The following is a 13,972-nucleotide window of genomic DNA, read 5'->3' as shown; positions in this document are numbered from 1 at the left end:
CCGGACAGGCTGCTCGCGATACTGGTGGCTCACTCTACACCCTTGAGGAAACGCCCATCATGAACCATCAGTTGAAGAGATATCTCGCTTCGGCGCTATTGATCGGGAGCGCATTTTCGCTGAACGCCGCCCTTGCCGCCCCGCCGCAGGATCTGAAAGGAACGAATATCGTCCTGGTGCACGGCGCTTTCGCCGACGGATCGAGTTGGGACAAGGTGATCCCGTTGCTCGAAGCGCGCGGTCTTCACGTGGTTGCGGTTCAGAACCCGCTCAGCTCGCTTGCGGATGACACGGCAGCCACCCAGCGCGCAATAGACCAGCAAACCGGTCCGGTCGTGCTCGTCGGCCATTCGTGGGGCGGCGCCGTAATCACCCAGGCCGGCAACGACGACAAGGTCAAGGCACTCGTGTACGTCGCCGCTCTCGTCCCGGATAGCGGCGAGTCGGTCAACGACTTGTTCAAAGGCAAGCCGGCGACGCCCGGGGCGGGCGAGTTTAAGAAAGACTCCGCGAACTTCCTGAAGTTGTCCACCAAGGGCGTGGTGAACGATTTCGCCCAGGATCTGCCGCCGGCGCAAGCGCGCATCCTCGCCGCGACCCAGGGCCCCTGGTTCGCGGGCGCCCTGGACGACAAGGTGGGCACTGCAGCGTGGCACACGAAGCCGTCATGGTACCTGGTCGCCAACCAGGATCGGATGATCGATCCGCACGCCGAGGAAGCGATGGCCAAACAGATCGGCGCAACGACGACGCATGTCAACTCGAGTCACGTCCCGATGTTGAGTCAGCCGAAGGCGGTTGCCGACGCGATCATCGCAGCGGCAAGCAAAGTCCACTAACAGTGGCATTGGCTCCGACTGATTGCGGGGGCGCTTCGGAAATTCCGTGGCGCCAGGTCGTGCCGACAAACAATCCAGAGAAAAACTGACCGGCCTGCCTGGCGTTAAGCGCCCGGGTCAATTGCGTGCATCGTGCCAGGACTGAATACACATCCGTCTAGTCCCTACCGAGTCCGGCACCCGGTGTGAATGAAATGATTTTGCTGTTCACCACAGTGTGATGCTGAAGTTTGTCGATTCAGCAAACCACTTGCCGCTGAGCATGAAGATTTGGACGTCCGTTGGACCTTGGAAGCAGCAGTTGACCTCGCGCTAGCTCGAAAAAGCCATTCGCCAGGAAATCCGTATACCGTCAGATGCGCAAACGCGACCTGACGGTATTGCTAGCGACAAGAGAATTGGTGCAGAAATCAGAAGCTTTTTGATCATGTGCTATCTCGACCGTTAACAATGGACCGTTACACGAGTGGAACGGCCGAGCCGGCCAGCGGCAGGTGCAGGAAGAAAACGCGATTGAAAGCACCAGCGAGTTACCGCATCGGCGTTAGCGTTAGTGCTTGAACGAGGCGCCCGGCGGCAGTTCGGGCGCGTTGACGGCCACCATCTTGCGGACCTTGGCGACGTCGTCGGCGATGACCGGCGCGCCGGTGTTACCCCAGTTGACGCGCACGAAGGTGGCCACATCGGCTACGTCCTGATCGGACAGGCGCCAGCCGAACGCCGGCATCGTGAACGGCGAGGGCGCCGATTTCGTGCCTTCGAGCGTGTTGCCGCTGAGCAGTACATGAATCAACGATGTGGGGTCTTTGCCCTGCACCACCGGATTGCCGCCGAGCGCCGGGAACACGCGCGTGTAGCCGCGCCCGTCGCTGCGGTGGCAGGCCATGCAGTTGTCGCGATAGACGGCTGCGCCGCGTGCGCTCGCGTCGCCGCTTTGCAGCGCGTTCGCGGCGATGGCGTTATAGGCGTAGGGCGGTTCCTTCGGGTCGTTCGAGGGCAGTGTCTTGAGGTACCGAGCCATTGCGAGCAGGTCCGCATCGGTCATGTGCTGCATGCTGTGCTGAACCACGTCGGTCATGCCGCCGAAAGCGGCCGTGTGCAGATTGCGGCCCGATTTGAGGAACTGCACGATGTCGTCCTCGGACCACGCGCCGATGCCCGTGCGCGCGTTGCCGCGCAGGTTCGACGGCACCCAGCCGTCGATCGGTCCGCCGCCCGCGAGGAAGTCGTCGCCTTCGAGGTCAGTGAGCGCGAGTTCCTGCATCGTGCGCGCCCGCGGTGTGTGGCACGCGCCGCAATGGCCCAGGCCCTGCACGAGATATGCGCCGCGCGCGACGACCGTGTCGCTATAGTGCGAGCCGTCGAACACCTGCACCTTGGGCGCAAATAGCGTGCGCCAGATCGAAAGCGGCCAGCGCATCGAGAGCGGCCAAGGGATGTGCGCGGCGCGGTTCTGCGCGTGTACGGGCGCGACGCCCTGCATGAAGTACGCGTAGAGCGCCCTCATGTCGTCGTCGGAAAGGCGCGCGTACGACGGGTAGGGCATCGCCGGGTAGAGCGTTTCGCCGTTCGGGCGCGCACCCTCGCGCACGGCTTTCGCGAAATCGTCGTAGCTCCATTTGCCGATGCCGCTCCCGGCGTCGGGCGTAATGTTCGTGGAGTAGATCGCGCCGATGGGCGTATCGAACTTCAGCCCGCCCGCGAAGGGCTTGCCGCCCTGGGCGGTATGGCAAGCGATACAGTCGCCAGCGCGAGCGAGGTACTCGCCGTGCGCGACGAGCTCGGGGTCTGCGGGCTTAGCCGTGGCGTTGGCGGCACGGGCCGTGAGCAGCGCAAACGCCATGGATAACACAGCATAGACGGCGAGCGTGATCGCCGCCTTCGAAACGGGGTTCAGGCGGCGCAGTGCGCCGCGTGCGCTTTTACGAGCGAATCGCACGGGGACCGGGTTTTTCTTCATGATCGTCATGGGCTTCTCACACGCTCACCAAGGGGCCGGGGTTCTTCAGATACTGGCTGCGAATCGCTTTCGCGGACCAGTAGGCGAGAGCGGCGACGAGGCCGGTGGGGTTGTAGCCGATCCCCTGCGGGAACGCGGATGCGCCCATCACGAATACATTGGGCACGTCCCAGCATTGCAGATAGCGGTTGATGACGCTCGTCTTCGGATCGGTGCCCATCACGGCGCCGCCCACGAGGTGAGTGGTCTGATAGCGGCGTGAGTCGAAGTGGGCGCCGAACTCGCGCGTGTAGACGTTGATGGCCTTTGGGCCCATCGCCTCGGCGATCTTCTGCATCTGGCCCGTCACGTACCGCGCCATCTTGATGTCGTTGTCCTTCCAGTCGAAGGTCATGCGCAAGAGCGGTTGACCGTACGAGTCGCGATAGGTCGGATCGAGGTCGAGGTACACGTCGCGGTACGACATGTTGGAGCCGTGCGCGTCCATCGAAATGGTGTGCGCATAGTGGTCCTTCACAGCCTTCTTCCACCCGGCGCCCCAGTTCGGCGTGCCCGCGGGTGTGGCGATGCCGCTGATCGGCTTCACGCCCGCCTGGTTCACCCAGAGCGGCGAGCCGCCGACGAAGCCGAGCGGCCCGTGGTCGAAGTTGTCGGCGTTGAAGTCGTCCATGGCCACGCCGTTGCCGCCCGCGCCGATGAACGGATTCGTCCACGTGTCCTTGTCGAAGAAAGCCGTGATGGTCGAGAGGTTCTGGTATGCGAAGTTGCGGCCCACCACGCCTTCGCCCGAAATCGGGTCATAGGGCTTGCCGATGCCCGAGAGCAGCAAGAGGTGCACGTTGTGATACTGGAACGCGGCGACGATCACGAGATCGGCGGGCTGGAACACTTCCTGGCCCGCGGGATCGACGTAAGTGACGCCCGTGGCGCGTTTTTTCGTGTCGTCGAGCTCGACGCGCAGCACGTGGCACTTTGAGCGGAGCTCGAAATGCTTCTCCTGCTTGAGCGCGGGCAGGATGTTGAGGTTCGGCGAGGCCTTTGAGTACATGTAGCACGCGTAGCCGCTGCAGTAGCCACAGAAGTTGCATGGGCCCATCTGCACGCCATAGGGGTTGGTGTACGGGCCCGAGGTGTTGGCCGAGGGTAGCCGGTAGGGATGCAGGCCGAGCGCTTTCGCTGCGTCGTAAAAGCGCTGGGCGGAATACGTGTTCAGCTGCGCGGGCAACGGAAAGTTGTCGCTGCGCGCCGCCTCGAACACATTGCCGTCGCCGACCACGTTCCCCTGCACCTTGTACGCCTGGCCCGAGGTGCCGAACACCTTCTCGGCGAAGTCGAAGTGCGGTTCCAGTTCGTCGTAGCTCACGCCGTAGTCCTGGATCGTCATGCCTGCGGGGATAAACTTCTTGCCGTAGCGCTCCTCATAGTGGCTCTTCATGCGCAGCTCTTCCGGCGTGATGCGGAAATGCACGCCTGACCAGTGCAGGCCCGCGCCGCCCACGCCTTCGCCGGGCAGGAACGCCGCAAGCTGGCGGTAGGGCAGCGCCGTGTCGTTCACGCCGTGGCGGATCGAGACCGTGGTCTTTGAAAGATCCAGGAAGAGCTTCTTGCGGACGTTGTGCGTGAGCTCGTCGATTGTGTTGGGGTATGCGCCGTCCGGGTAGGTGTCGCGGTACTCGCCGCGCTCCAGCGCCACCACCTTCAGGCCCGCTTCGGTCAGTTCCTTTGCGAGGATCGCGCCGGTCCAGCCGAAGCCGACCACCACGGCATCGACATGCGGTTTCTTCTGGGTCATTTACGCACGCTCCCCGTTGATCGAAACCGGGCCGTACGGATACGGCTTGCCGTTCTGGTTCACGAAATCCATGAAGTCGGCGCGCGCGCCGGGGAAGCCGATCATCTTCCACGCGGCCATGTCGCGGTTGCCGCCGTGGATCGGGTCGCAGAAGTAGCCTTCGCGCGTGTTCTGCAGCAACTGGCCGAAGAACACGGAGGCGGGCACGCCGTCCAGGTCGACTTTGCCCGCTTCGAGCGCCGTGAGCACGCTGTCGCGCGTATTGGCGTCGAGCGCGTCGAAGTCCTTGCCGTAGGCCTTCGAGCAGTACACGTTCACGGCCTTGATGCCGAGCCGGTAGATGTCGCGCGGCACGAGCTTCAACTGATAGCCGAGTTCGGGCACGCCTTGCGGGAATGGCCCCTGCATGTACCAGAGCGCGCCGTGCGCGTAAGGCGTATCCATCTGCCGGTCGATGAATTCGGGCACGCCCGCTTCGAGCGCGCCAGGGCCTTCGGAATCCGCGGGAATCATGCGGTCCACGGCCGCTTGCAGGAACGTCCACTCACGGGCGTCGAAAAAGCGGGGCTTGTAGTCTCCGTGGACTTGATGCGCCACACCCGCGGACTCGGAAGGCTGGCCGCCTTGCTGCGCAGTACCGGGGGAAGCTCGCGAGCCGCGTTCGCAGCCGGCAAGTGCTCCTGCAGGAACGAGTACTGCCGCCGTGCGCAGGAAGCCGCGGCGTGACGTGAGAGGAGAGTCTGACATAGTTGAAATCCGTATCAAAACTGCGCGGCCTGTTTCGACTGAGACGGCAAGCGGAGACTGGCTCATATAAACTGCGTGAAATGCTCAACGCGTGGCGCTGCATCGTGCGCGTGGATGCATGTTGCGTTCGCTGCCGCATGCGTCCTCACACCTGGAACGAGTATTAACAACAGGCGCCTGCCTTGCCTGAGACGCTCGGAAGTGTTCAATTCGTAAACTCTTCTGTTCTTTTCCTCATTCGTTTAGGATGTCTTAGACAAAAGGATAATCGGATATTTCAAGACACACCATTCTCCGATGGTGTAAGCGCTCGATGTTCAAGCTCACCAAATTGGTGAAGCAGACCACCGATTGCTCCGGTTATCAGGAAGCGATAGCAACGAGGGTTAGATCGCGGTCACAATCAGCGGTGCGCCGATGAGCACGACCTCGAACCCAATCCGTATGTCCGGAAGCAACGGAGACGATACCCATTGCGGCACCAGGTTGCCCACGAATCGCGGTGGTATGTGCATGACGAGCTGGCCGAGGAGATCCAGGCCACCAAGCGGGGAGACACTCAACGCCGCCGCGTCAATGGCTTTAAAGAAAATTAGTCCCTCGGGTTGCGCAGGTCAGCCGCTTTTCTGAAATCCACAAGAAGGCTTTCCGCCTACGATCCAATCTAGAGTAGGCCACGCGAAGACGCAAATACACTTTGGGTTAGCTATGACATGACGCTACTTCCCATCGACACATAGATGCAGGTAAGCCATTGTGCAGTGGACCGCCACACCGCTTGCATCCTAGAGTTGCTGTCATGTCGCGCTGTTCACTCACGGCATCGAACACATGATTCGCCGTTCAGGGTGAATTGGATGAAGTGTCTCAAACACGTGGATACGCGGATGATTGAAACGGGCTCGATTTCAGGAGTAGCTAATGATGACGATAGAGTGCTCTGAAGTAGAAGTAGCGCGTGTCCAGATCGAAGTTCTTGAACAGTTTGAAGATACTCTCATCATCCGGTGGGTGGAGCCAGGGCGATGCCACTATGGCGAGCAGCGCTGGCGCCGTCGTTTCGCGAGGGCCCCCGGTGTGTGCGTTGTGTCGCAACGTGCAATCCGCCGCGGTGATGCCGTGTTTAGTCCCGCCGAACGCCCTGCACGGGCGAACGCATCTGCGATGATATCTGTGGATGCGTTTGGGCTATTCGACTTGGCATCCCGAGAATATCAGTGGACGCGCGACCTCCGGCGACTGACTCACCGGCCGTAGCGAGAAGGCTATATTGGCGCTCTGATTTTGTCTGACAAGACGTTGGCTCCGCCGCTGCGGAAGTGTGAACCTGGGCTATACCATAGTGCAATTGAAACGCGTACCGGCTAACGGTTAATCTTCCTTTTGAAAATGAACGATCAGGAGAGTCAAGAGATGGCTAGCAGTGAGGCAGCGCGCAGTGTCGGCTGCAGGCGAGCGTTACCGAAGCGCGAACGGCCTTGTGAAAAGGTACGGACGTTCTTGACCTTCTGCATGAAAAGGTGCCATCGATTTGGTCTGATGTTCCCTCCCTCAGCGCGCAGATACAAACACGCGGCGTGTCTATCCAGCCACGTCCGAGAAGAGTCGCGTGAGCGGATCTCGCGGCGCAACTGCGATCGTGCGACGATGGGATTACTGAATAGTTGAACCGATTTTCCAAAGGTAGGTATCCGTGAAAGTCTCTCATTTCATTCGATGCGCAGCCATCGGAACAATCATCGTGTCGAGGGTAATACACGCACACGAGATCGGTGCAAACTTCGATTGCCGTGCTGGTCCGCACACATTCATTGAACAGTTGGTCGAAGGAAAGGAGATCGATCCGCTACCGATGAAAGTGTCGGACAATGCGGTCAACGTGTATCGGGTGAGACCGAATCAGAACTTCACCGCTTTTGGATTCAGGGTGCGGGCTGTTTTTGGCTACGCCCATAACGACGACATGTTCATTCAGAGGCGAGGCGGAGCTGAAGTGCCCCACCAGGTCTATGGGGTTGTCGTGATGGCCGGGAAAGATACGGTCAACAATCGCATCAGTGAAGCCGGAAGCCCGGCGACAGTGAGAGAGGTCATGCCGCTTGTCATGTCGGCCGTCGTTTGTGAGAAATAGCTTGACTTCGACGGCCCGATGGCTTGAAGGAGCCACTCTAAACGTTGGTCAACGAGAAGGTGGTCAGGACCAGCCCCGACAGCCGAGCGCCTCGCGTACTGGCAGAGACGGCAAATACATTCGGCTTGTCCGTAGAGATGACATCTGCTGTAGTTATGCAGGCAGCCATGCGCAGATTAAATTCATTCCTGCGCGCGTGGCTCCTGGGTAGCCGTCAGCGGCGGTCGATCGCGCAACCAATCACTGCGGCCCATCTGTGCGATGATTTCGCAAAACCGCGGATAGCGATACAAGCAGGACGCCATGGGAAAGTATCTGGATAACTGCAGGTAATTGGGATCGCGGATTTCGTCGACTTCGCGGGCGTAGCGAATCGCCTCATCCTCCCTCGCCACCGCGCAAGCCGCGATAGCGAGTACCGTCGGCGTAACATATTCACGACGCGCTCGGGCCTGCATTTCGCCGTAAACCGCGTCGGCCTCAGTGGATTTGCCCCATTCTGCGAGGGCCACGACAAGCTAGGCCATGGACCAAGGGTGCCGGCCGGACATTGCCAATGTCGCTTCTCCCGCCGCGACGGATGTTTCGAACTGACCGTTCACCAGCAGTGCCGCCTGCAGCACGCCGTTAGCAAGCCAACTCTCGGGATCGAGTTGGACGGCGCGCCTGGCGACCTCCACGCCCTCCCTGGTCTTGCCTGCGACAGTACAAGTCAGCGCGTATAGGGCGTGTGCGTAGGCCGATAGCGGGTCCGCTGCCAGTGCTAACCTCGCTTGCTCCATTCCCTCCGCCAGCCGCCCTTCCGAGAACTGGAGATAAGCGCTTCCGTACCATCCGCGTGCAGAGATGTACTTCGGATTCAGGTGTAGTGCGCAAAGAAACTCACGCTCGGCTTCCGCCGTGTTCCAGGCCCAGAGCAGGGCGGCGACAGCCAGGACGCAGTGTGCTTCGGCGAGCGATGAATCCAGTGCCACCGCGTGTCGAGCGGCCTCTATGGCCTTTGGCATGAAAGCCTGAGGAGCCGCAAACCCGTAGAAGCAAAGCATCGAGTAGCAATCGGCAAGACCGGCCCACGCCAATGCATAGCCTGGATCGAGATCCACTGCCCGCTGGAAAAAGGCGAGGGCACGGGAAATCGCGGGCCCCCTTTTGTAGAGCAGAGCGTGACCCTTCAGGTAGGACTCGTAGGCCTCGAGATTCGGGGTTCGAGGGTTCACCAGGTTCTTCGTACCCCACGGGAACGTGATCTTCAAGCGCTGCACGATCGCCTGGGCAATCTCCTCCTGAATTGCGAACACATCCTTTAGCTCACGGTCATAGTGCTCCGACCAAAGATGATATCCGTCTACCGCAGACACGAGTTGTGCCGTGATCCGCAGACGGTTTTCCGCTCTGCGCACGCTTCCCTCGAGAACGGTGCGCACGTTCAGTTGCTCGCCAACAATGCGCAGGTCGATGTGCTTACCCTTGAACGAGAAGGCGGAACTCCGCGCCACGACGTGAAGCTCCTGGATCTGGGCTAACGCGTCGATGATTTCTTCAGTGATTCCGTCGGCAAAGTATTCGTGCTCCGGATCTGCGCTCATGTTGACGAACGGCAGTACCACGATGGAATCGTTTATCACACTCTCGGTGGGGGCTGGCGTGGCGCTGCCTGCAGCTACCGGTGCGATCAGTCGATAGCCTTGTTTCGAGATGGTCTCGATGACGCGTGGATCGCGGGCATCGTCGTCAAAGGCGCGACGCAACTCGGCGATGCAGCGCTTCAATACATCCTCGGTCACCACGGTCCTGGGCCACACGGCTTGAAAAAGCTGCTCTTTGGAAACCGTGACTCCCGGGTGCTGGGCTAGGCACACCAGGACCTCCATTACTTTGGGCTCGAGGCGAGTGGTCCTGCCCAGGGAAGAGATGCTGTTGAGGCTGGGGGTGACGGCCCAGTTCCCCACTCGGAGGTCGTCCATCGGGTCTCTCCTCCAGCCGGTCGGTTGTCAGAATTATAGCTTTGCTGAATACCGTCCGCACGAGCATCCGCGCACGCAGAGGAGCTGTACGGCGATCTCGCCGTGGAGCGCGTCTGTCGCGGTTGTTGCAATGCAATTCGCGCTGGTGATCGGACCGGCGCACACACCCTAAAGCGGTGTTTGAATGCGTGCTTGCAAGGCGCCTGGATCTCCCCGTGCGCATCTCCCGATGCGCTGATGCGCGGCTACGGAGACGCGCTTGCATAGCTCAATGGCGAGCTGGGCACTGATCTCCAGGTTGTCGCAGAGGAATCTGCGCCCCTGTTGCAGCGCGACGCGTCTGAAAGTCATCGGTTGCCAGCAGCCGGATCCGGATGCGAGGCAGCCTTGGCATCCCGGATTTCGGCGAGCAATACGCCGGCATAGAGCGCCTCGGTTGCCGCCAGCGGGCTGGTCGGGGTGCGGCGAACGGGCACCCTCGAGCGCGTGCTGCGCTTCGAGCAGTTCCCGGAAGAGGTGCGCACGCCAAAGGCTGGCGAATGATTCCATCGAACGATAGTACCGTCCTCACCAAAATTCCACCGCGACATTACCGTCTTCTCACGACTTTCGGGCACATCCACACCAATAATGCTCCCGTCGTAACCATATTTTTGAAGGAGATGGTGTGGACGCGGCGGGATGATCAAGACCGGAGTGTTGACCATAGCCTCATATTTATCGGAAGGACCATGATGAGCATGTACGCAAGAGATTTGCTTGAACTACGCCGAGATGATCCGGCGTCGATAGAACTACGGAAGATGGCGATGAACATCATCGCCGTCGGCACCCGAGATCAACGTGAAGGCTGCTGACATGAACGCACTCGAACGGTGGCGCTCACGACCGTTGCAGGTCCGTGCCTTGACTCGCTGCGATGAATGCGGCGAGTTGAAGGAGGACGCCAAGAAGCGCGTGAACTATTGCTCGAATATGACGGTCGTCTGTTGTGCGAAGTGTTTCGCGGAACTGAAGGAAATTCATGAGGCGGAGCGGGTCAGCAAACTGCGATTTCCGATAAATGTCGGAGGCCGGCAGCGAGCGCCGATCGAGCGCCGTCTGACGTGATGGAGAACGGACATGTGCAGGATCGGCTTTCTGATTAGCGAGGGTCTTCAGATCATGGATCTCGCGACGCAGTCGGTGTTCGAGTGGGCGAACATTGTAGCGGATGAACCGTTCTACGCACTTGAAAACTTTTCCGCAGTAGGCGGAGAAGTGCGTTCGTCACCTGGCCCGAGAGTGGGCACACGATCATTGCACGAATGTGCCGACGTGGACACGTGGATCGTCGGCGGGGTCATTGATCCGCTCAGTTCGCCGCCTCCTGACACTATAGTTGCGTTCCTGCGCAAAGCGAGCATCAGCGCGAGGCGCATAGGCGCGATCTGCACCGGCGGATTCATGCTCGCGGAAGCAGGCTTGCTGGCGCGGCGGCGCGCCGCGACGCATTGGGCGTATGGGCGCGCAATGCAGGAACGTCTTCCGGATATCGACGTCGAGGAAGACCCGATCTACATTGTCGATGATCCGATCTGGACGTCCGTGGGCATGACGGCTGCGACCGCGTCGGACTGCAGGATCGAATGATTCATCCAGGTGCCTGTGAATGGAGCTTGTAATGACACGCTGCCACGCAGTTGAACGTGAATCGGAATCGTCGGCGCCGCACGACACGCCGGTGGTATTTGTCGTCGACGATGACGTTTCGGTGCGTGAGTCGCTCGAAGCAATGGTTCGCTCTGCCGGCCTCATTCCTGAGATGTTTGCTTGCGCGCAGGACTTTCTTGGGCGCCCGCGTCCGATGGTCCCGAACTGCCTGGTGCTGGACGTCAGTCTTCCCGAACTCGGCGGCCTCGACCTGCAGAAACTGATTGCAACCGAGCGTACCGACATGCCAATCATCTTCATGACCGGCTTCGACGAGGTGCGCACGGCGGTGTGGCCCATGAAAGCCGGGGCGTTTGATATTCTCACCGAGCCCTTTGACGACTATGTCCTGCTCGATGTCATTCGCCAGGCTATCGAGCGCAGCCGTGCGGCAATGCGCGAGGAGGCCGAGTTGCTGGCGATCCAGGATCGCTACGCAGCGCTGAGTCAACGCGAGCGCGAAGTGATGGCGTTGGTGGTGACCGGCCTTCTGAACAAGCAGGTGGGGGGCCAATTGGGCATCTGCGAAATCACTGTGAAGATGCACCGCAGGCACGTCATGCGAAAGATGAGCGCCCGCTCGCTCGCCGATCTGATAAGCATGGAGTGGAGACTTCATCCTGAACTCGCGCCACGGGCGGTGCTGCAACGCAGCTTCGTGAGCGATGGGGGGTATTGCGCCGTGGCAGCAAGTCCGCTATTCGAATAGAGCAGCCAGTTGCATGACCATCTAAAGAGCCTTGTCAGGTGGAGCAGCGCGCAAAATTGTGCTGCGTGGCTCCTGCGCAACCGTTAGCGGCGGCTGATCGCGCAACCAATCACTGTGCCCCATCTGTGCAATGATTTCGCAAAACTGCGGATAACGATACAACCGGTATGACAAAGGAAAATATCTGGAAAAGTAAAATAAATTGGTGTCGCGGATTTCGTACGCTTCGCGGGCATAGCAAATCGCCTCATCTTCCCTCGCTGCCGCGCAAGCCGCGATAGCGAGTGACGTCGGCGTAACGTATTCACGACGCACTCGGGCCTGCATTTCCGCGTAAACCGCGTCGGCCTCAGTGGCTTTACCCAAACTTGCGAGGGCCACGGCAAGCCAGGCCATGGACCAAGGGTGCCGGCCGGACATCGCCAATGCCGATTCTCCCGCCGCGATGGACGCTTCGAACTGACCGTTCACCAGCAGTGCCATCTGCAGCACCCAGTTAGCAAGGAAGCTCTCCGGATCGAGTTGGATGGCGCGCCCGCTGAACTTCACACCTTCCCCGGTTTTGCCTGCGACAGTACAAGTCAGCGCGTATAGGGCGTGTGCGTAGGCCGATAGCGGGTCCGCTGCCAGTGCTAACCTCGCTTGCTCCATTCCCTCCGCCAGCCGCCCTTCCGAGAACTGGAGATAAGCGCTTCCGTACCATCCGCGTGCAGAGATGTACTTCGGATTCAGGTGTAGTGCGCAAAGAAACTCACGCTCGGCTTCCGCCGTGTTCCAGGCCCAGAGCAGGGCGGCGACAGCCAGGACGCAGTGTGCTTCGGCGAGCGATGAATCCAGTGCCACCGCGTGTCGAGCGGCCTCTATGGCCTTTGGCATGAAAGCCTGAGGAGCCGCAAACCCGTAGAAGCAAAGCATCGAGTAGCAATCGGCAAGACCGGCCCACGCCAATGCATAGCCTGGATCGAGATCCACTGCCCGCTGGAAAAAGGCGAGGGCACGGGAAATCGCGGGCCCCCTTTTGTAGAGCAGAGCGTGACCCTTCAGGTAGGACTCGTAGGCCTCGAGATTCGGGGTTCGAGGGTTCACCAGGTTCTTCGTACCCCACGGGAACGTGATCTTCAAGCGCTGCACGATCGCCTGGGCAATCTCCTCCTGAATTGCGAACACATCCTTTAGCTCACGGTCATAGTGCTCCGACCAAAGATGATATCCGTCTAGCGCAGACACGAGTTGTGCCGTGATCCGCAGACGGTTTTCCGCTCTGCGCACGCTTCCCTCGAGAACGGTGCGCACGTTCAGTTGCTCGCCAACAATGCGCAGGTCGATGTGCTTACCCTTGAACGAGAAGGCGGAACTCCGCGCCACGACGTGAAGCTCCTGGATCTGGGCTAACGCGTCGATGATTTCTTCAGTGATTCCGTCGGCAAAGTATTCGTGCTCCGGATCTGCGCTCATGTTGACGAACGGCAGTACCACGATGGAATCGTTTATCACACTCTCGGTGGGGGCTGGCGTAGTGCTGCCTGCAGCTACCGGTGCGATCAGTCGATAGCCTTGTTTCGAGATGGTCTCGATGACACGTGGATCGCGGGCATCGTCGTCAAAGGCACGGCGCAACGCAGCGATGCAGCGCTTCAATACATCCTCGGTCACCACGGTCCTGGGCCACACGGCTTGGAAAAGCTGCTCTTTGGACACCGTGTCTCCTGGGTGCTGGGCTAAGCACACCAGGACTTTCATTACCTTCGGCTCGACCCGAACAGTCCTGCCCAGGGAAGAGATGCTGTTGAGGCTGGGGGTGACCACCCAGTTCCCCACTCGGAGGTCGTCCATCGGGTCTCTCCACCAGCCGGTCGGTTGTCGGAATTATAGCTTTGCTGAATACCGTCCGCACGAGCATCCCCCTGCGTCGAGGCGCTGAATGGCGAATGTCGACAACTACCGTCAAGGCTCCATCGGACTTCTCAAAGGCCGGCCGCAATACTATGCGAGGTCGAACGCGTTCGAAGTTGCGAACTGTGTCGCGCCGTACGGGAGGATCGTCGTCGGCAAGGACCTCAAGTGCGGCATCGACGGCGAGATCCACGCGCATTGGATTCGAGTTACGCCACCGGGGGCTCCGACCGCCGAAAGCCGTC

13 protein-coding genes are annotated in these 13,972 nt (G+C 60.2%); 6 read left to right on the top strand and 7 right to left on the bottom strand.

Annotation, left to right across the window (positions count from 1 at the left end; genetic code table 11):
- The first annotated feature begins 59 nt into the window (after window positions 1–59).
- On the top strand, window positions 60–839 hold the full coding sequence (locus AB3X96_RS20570; protein WP_368591130.1) for an alpha/beta fold hydrolase: 780 nt from the start codon (window positions 60–62) through the stop codon (window positions 837–839).
- 550 nt (window positions 840–1,389) lie between these two features.
- On the opposite strand, the gene AB3X96_RS20565 is transcribed toward AB3X96_RS20570, so the two are convergent.
- The 3 genes from AB3X96_RS20565 to AB3X96_RS20555 all read right to left on the bottom strand — a co-directional run bounded on the left by AB3X96_RS20565 (window position 1,390) and on the right by AB3X96_RS20555 (window position 5,347).
- Window positions 1,390–2,682, bottom strand: coding sequence for a c-type cytochrome (locus AB3X96_RS20565; RefSeq protein WP_368591296.1), 1,293 nt, complete (start codon window positions 2,680–2,682; stop codon window positions 1,390–1,392).
- Window positions 2,683–2,815: 133 nt separating this feature from the next.
- The gene (locus tag AB3X96_RS20560) at window positions 2,816–4,591 is read right to left on the bottom strand and encodes a GMC family oxidoreductase (protein ID WP_368591129.1); all 1,776 of its coding nucleotides are present in this window, start codon (window positions 4,589–4,591) and stop codon (window positions 2,816–2,818) included.
- Window positions 4,592–5,347: a gluconate 2-dehydrogenase subunit 3 family protein gene (locus AB3X96_RS20555; RefSeq protein ID WP_368591295.1), complete on the bottom strand. Its 756-nt coding sequence runs from the start codon at window positions 5,345–5,347 to the stop codon at window positions 4,592–4,594.
- 912 nt (window positions 5,348–6,259) lie between these two features.
- Here AB3X96_RS20555 and AB3X96_RS20550 point away from each other — a divergent pair.
- Complete coding sequence (locus tag AB3X96_RS20550) at window positions 6,260–6,595, top strand: DUF3331 domain-containing protein (protein WP_368591128.1); 336 nt, start codon at window positions 6,260–6,262, stop codon at window positions 6,593–6,595.
- Window positions 6,596–7,031: 436 nt separating this feature from the next.
- Window positions 7,032–7,469, top strand: coding sequence for a hypothetical protein (locus AB3X96_RS20545; protein WP_368591127.1), 438 nt, complete (start codon window positions 7,032–7,034; stop codon window positions 7,467–7,469).
- Window positions 7,470–7,651: 182 nt separating this feature from the next.
- Here the strand turns inward: AB3X96_RS20545 and AB3X96_RS20540 are convergent, their stop codons facing one another.
- From AB3X96_RS20540 to AB3X96_RS20530, 3 genes are all read right to left on the bottom strand, one after another.
- Window positions 7,652–7,981 carry a hypothetical protein gene (locus tag AB3X96_RS20540; protein ID WP_368591126.1) on the bottom strand — a complete coding sequence of 110 codons (330 nt, stop codon included), beginning with the start codon at window positions 7,979–7,981 and terminating at the stop codon, window positions 7,652–7,654.
- 6 nt (window positions 7,982–7,987) lie between these two features.
- Entirely contained in the window at window positions 7,988–9,433 is a 1,446-nt protein-coding gene (locus tag AB3X96_RS20535; protein ID WP_368591125.1) for a winged helix-turn-helix domain-containing tetratricopeptide repeat protein, read from the bottom strand.
- Between the two features lie 347 nt (window positions 9,434–9,780).
- Window positions 9,781–10,140, bottom strand: a complete 360-nt coding sequence (locus AB3X96_RS20530; RefSeq protein WP_368591124.1) for a hypothetical protein — start codon at window positions 10,138–10,140, stop codon at window positions 9,781–9,783.
- A 151-nt stretch (window positions 10,141–10,291) separates the two neighbouring features.
- On the opposite strand from AB3X96_RS20530, the gene AB3X96_RS20525 reads away from it, so the two are divergent.
- From AB3X96_RS20525 to AB3X96_RS20515, 3 genes are read left to right on the top strand one after another with little or no spacing between them, the layout of a single operon-like run.
- Complete coding sequence (locus tag AB3X96_RS20525) at window positions 10,292–10,543, top strand: hypothetical protein (RefSeq protein WP_368591123.1); 252 nt, start codon at window positions 10,292–10,294, stop codon at window positions 10,541–10,543.
- A 12-nt stretch (window positions 10,544–10,555) separates the two neighbouring features.
- Window positions 10,556–11,065 carry a DJ-1/PfpI family protein gene (locus AB3X96_RS20520; RefSeq protein WP_368591122.1) on the top strand — a complete coding sequence of 170 codons (510 nt, stop codon included), beginning with the start codon at window positions 10,556–10,558 and terminating at the stop codon, window positions 11,063–11,065.
- A 31-nt stretch (window positions 11,066–11,096) separates the two neighbouring features.
- Window positions 11,097–11,834, top strand: coding sequence for a response regulator transcription factor (locus AB3X96_RS20515; RefSeq protein WP_368591121.1), 738 nt, complete (start codon window positions 11,097–11,099; stop codon window positions 11,832–11,834).
- 21 nt (window positions 11,835–11,855) lie between these two features.
- On the opposite strand, the gene AB3X96_RS20510 is transcribed toward AB3X96_RS20515, so the two are convergent.
- Window positions 11,856–13,667 (bottom strand): winged helix-turn-helix domain-containing protein, encoded by a 1,812-nt coding sequence (locus AB3X96_RS20510; RefSeq protein ID WP_368591120.1) that lies wholly within the window; start codon window positions 13,665–13,667, stop codon window positions 11,856–11,858.
- Window positions 13,668–13,972: the final 305 nt, after the last annotated feature.

It is taken from the genome of Paraburkholderia sp. BR13439 (assembly GCF_040948805.1).
GTDB lineage: Bacteria > Pseudomonadota > Gammaproteobacteria > Burkholderiales > Burkholderiaceae > Paraburkholderia > Paraburkholderia youngii.
This window is presented reverse-complemented; position numbering and strand designations above follow the sequence as displayed.

What these genes read in the sequence shown, in the direction of transcription:
- AB3X96_RS20535 (WP_368591125.1), bottom strand. Translation starts at nt 9,433, where the DNA reads ATGGACGACCTCCGAGTGGGGAACTGGGCCGTCACCCCCAGCCTCAAC.
- AB3X96_RS20510 (WP_368591120.1), bottom strand. Translation starts at nt 13,667, where the DNA reads ATGGACGACCTCCGAGTGGGGAACTGGGTGGTCACCCCCAGCCTCAAC.
- AB3X96_RS20515 (WP_368591121.1), top strand. Translation starts at nt 11,097, where the DNA reads ATGACACGCTGCCACGCAGTTGAACGTGAATCGGAATCGTCGGCGCCG.
- AB3X96_RS20550 (WP_368591128.1), top strand. Translation starts at nt 6,260, where the DNA reads ATGATGACGATAGAGTGCTCTGAAGTAGAAGTAGCGCGTGTCCAGATC.
- AB3X96_RS20560 (WP_368591129.1), bottom strand. Translation starts at nt 4,591, where the DNA reads ATGACCCAGAAGAAACCGCATGTCGATGCCGTGGTGGTCGGCTTCGGC.
- AB3X96_RS20565 (WP_368591296.1), bottom strand. Translation starts at nt 2,682, where the DNA reads ATGGCGTTTGCGCTGCTCACGGCCCGTGCCGCCAACGCCACGGCTAAG.
- AB3X96_RS20520 (WP_368591122.1), top strand. Translation starts at nt 10,556, where the DNA reads ATGTGCAGGATCGGCTTTCTGATTAGCGAGGGTCTTCAGATCATGGAT.
- AB3X96_RS20570 (WP_368591130.1), top strand. Translation starts at nt 60, where the DNA reads ATGAACCATCAGTTGAAGAGATATCTCGCTTCGGCGCTATTGATCGGG.
- AB3X96_RS20525 (WP_368591123.1), top strand. Translation starts at nt 10,292, where the DNA reads ATGAACGCACTCGAACGGTGGCGCTCACGACCGTTGCAGGTCCGTGCC.
- AB3X96_RS20530 (WP_368591124.1), bottom strand. Translation starts at nt 10,140, where the DNA reads ATGGTCAACACTCCGGTCTTGATCATCCCGCCGCGTCCACACCATCTC.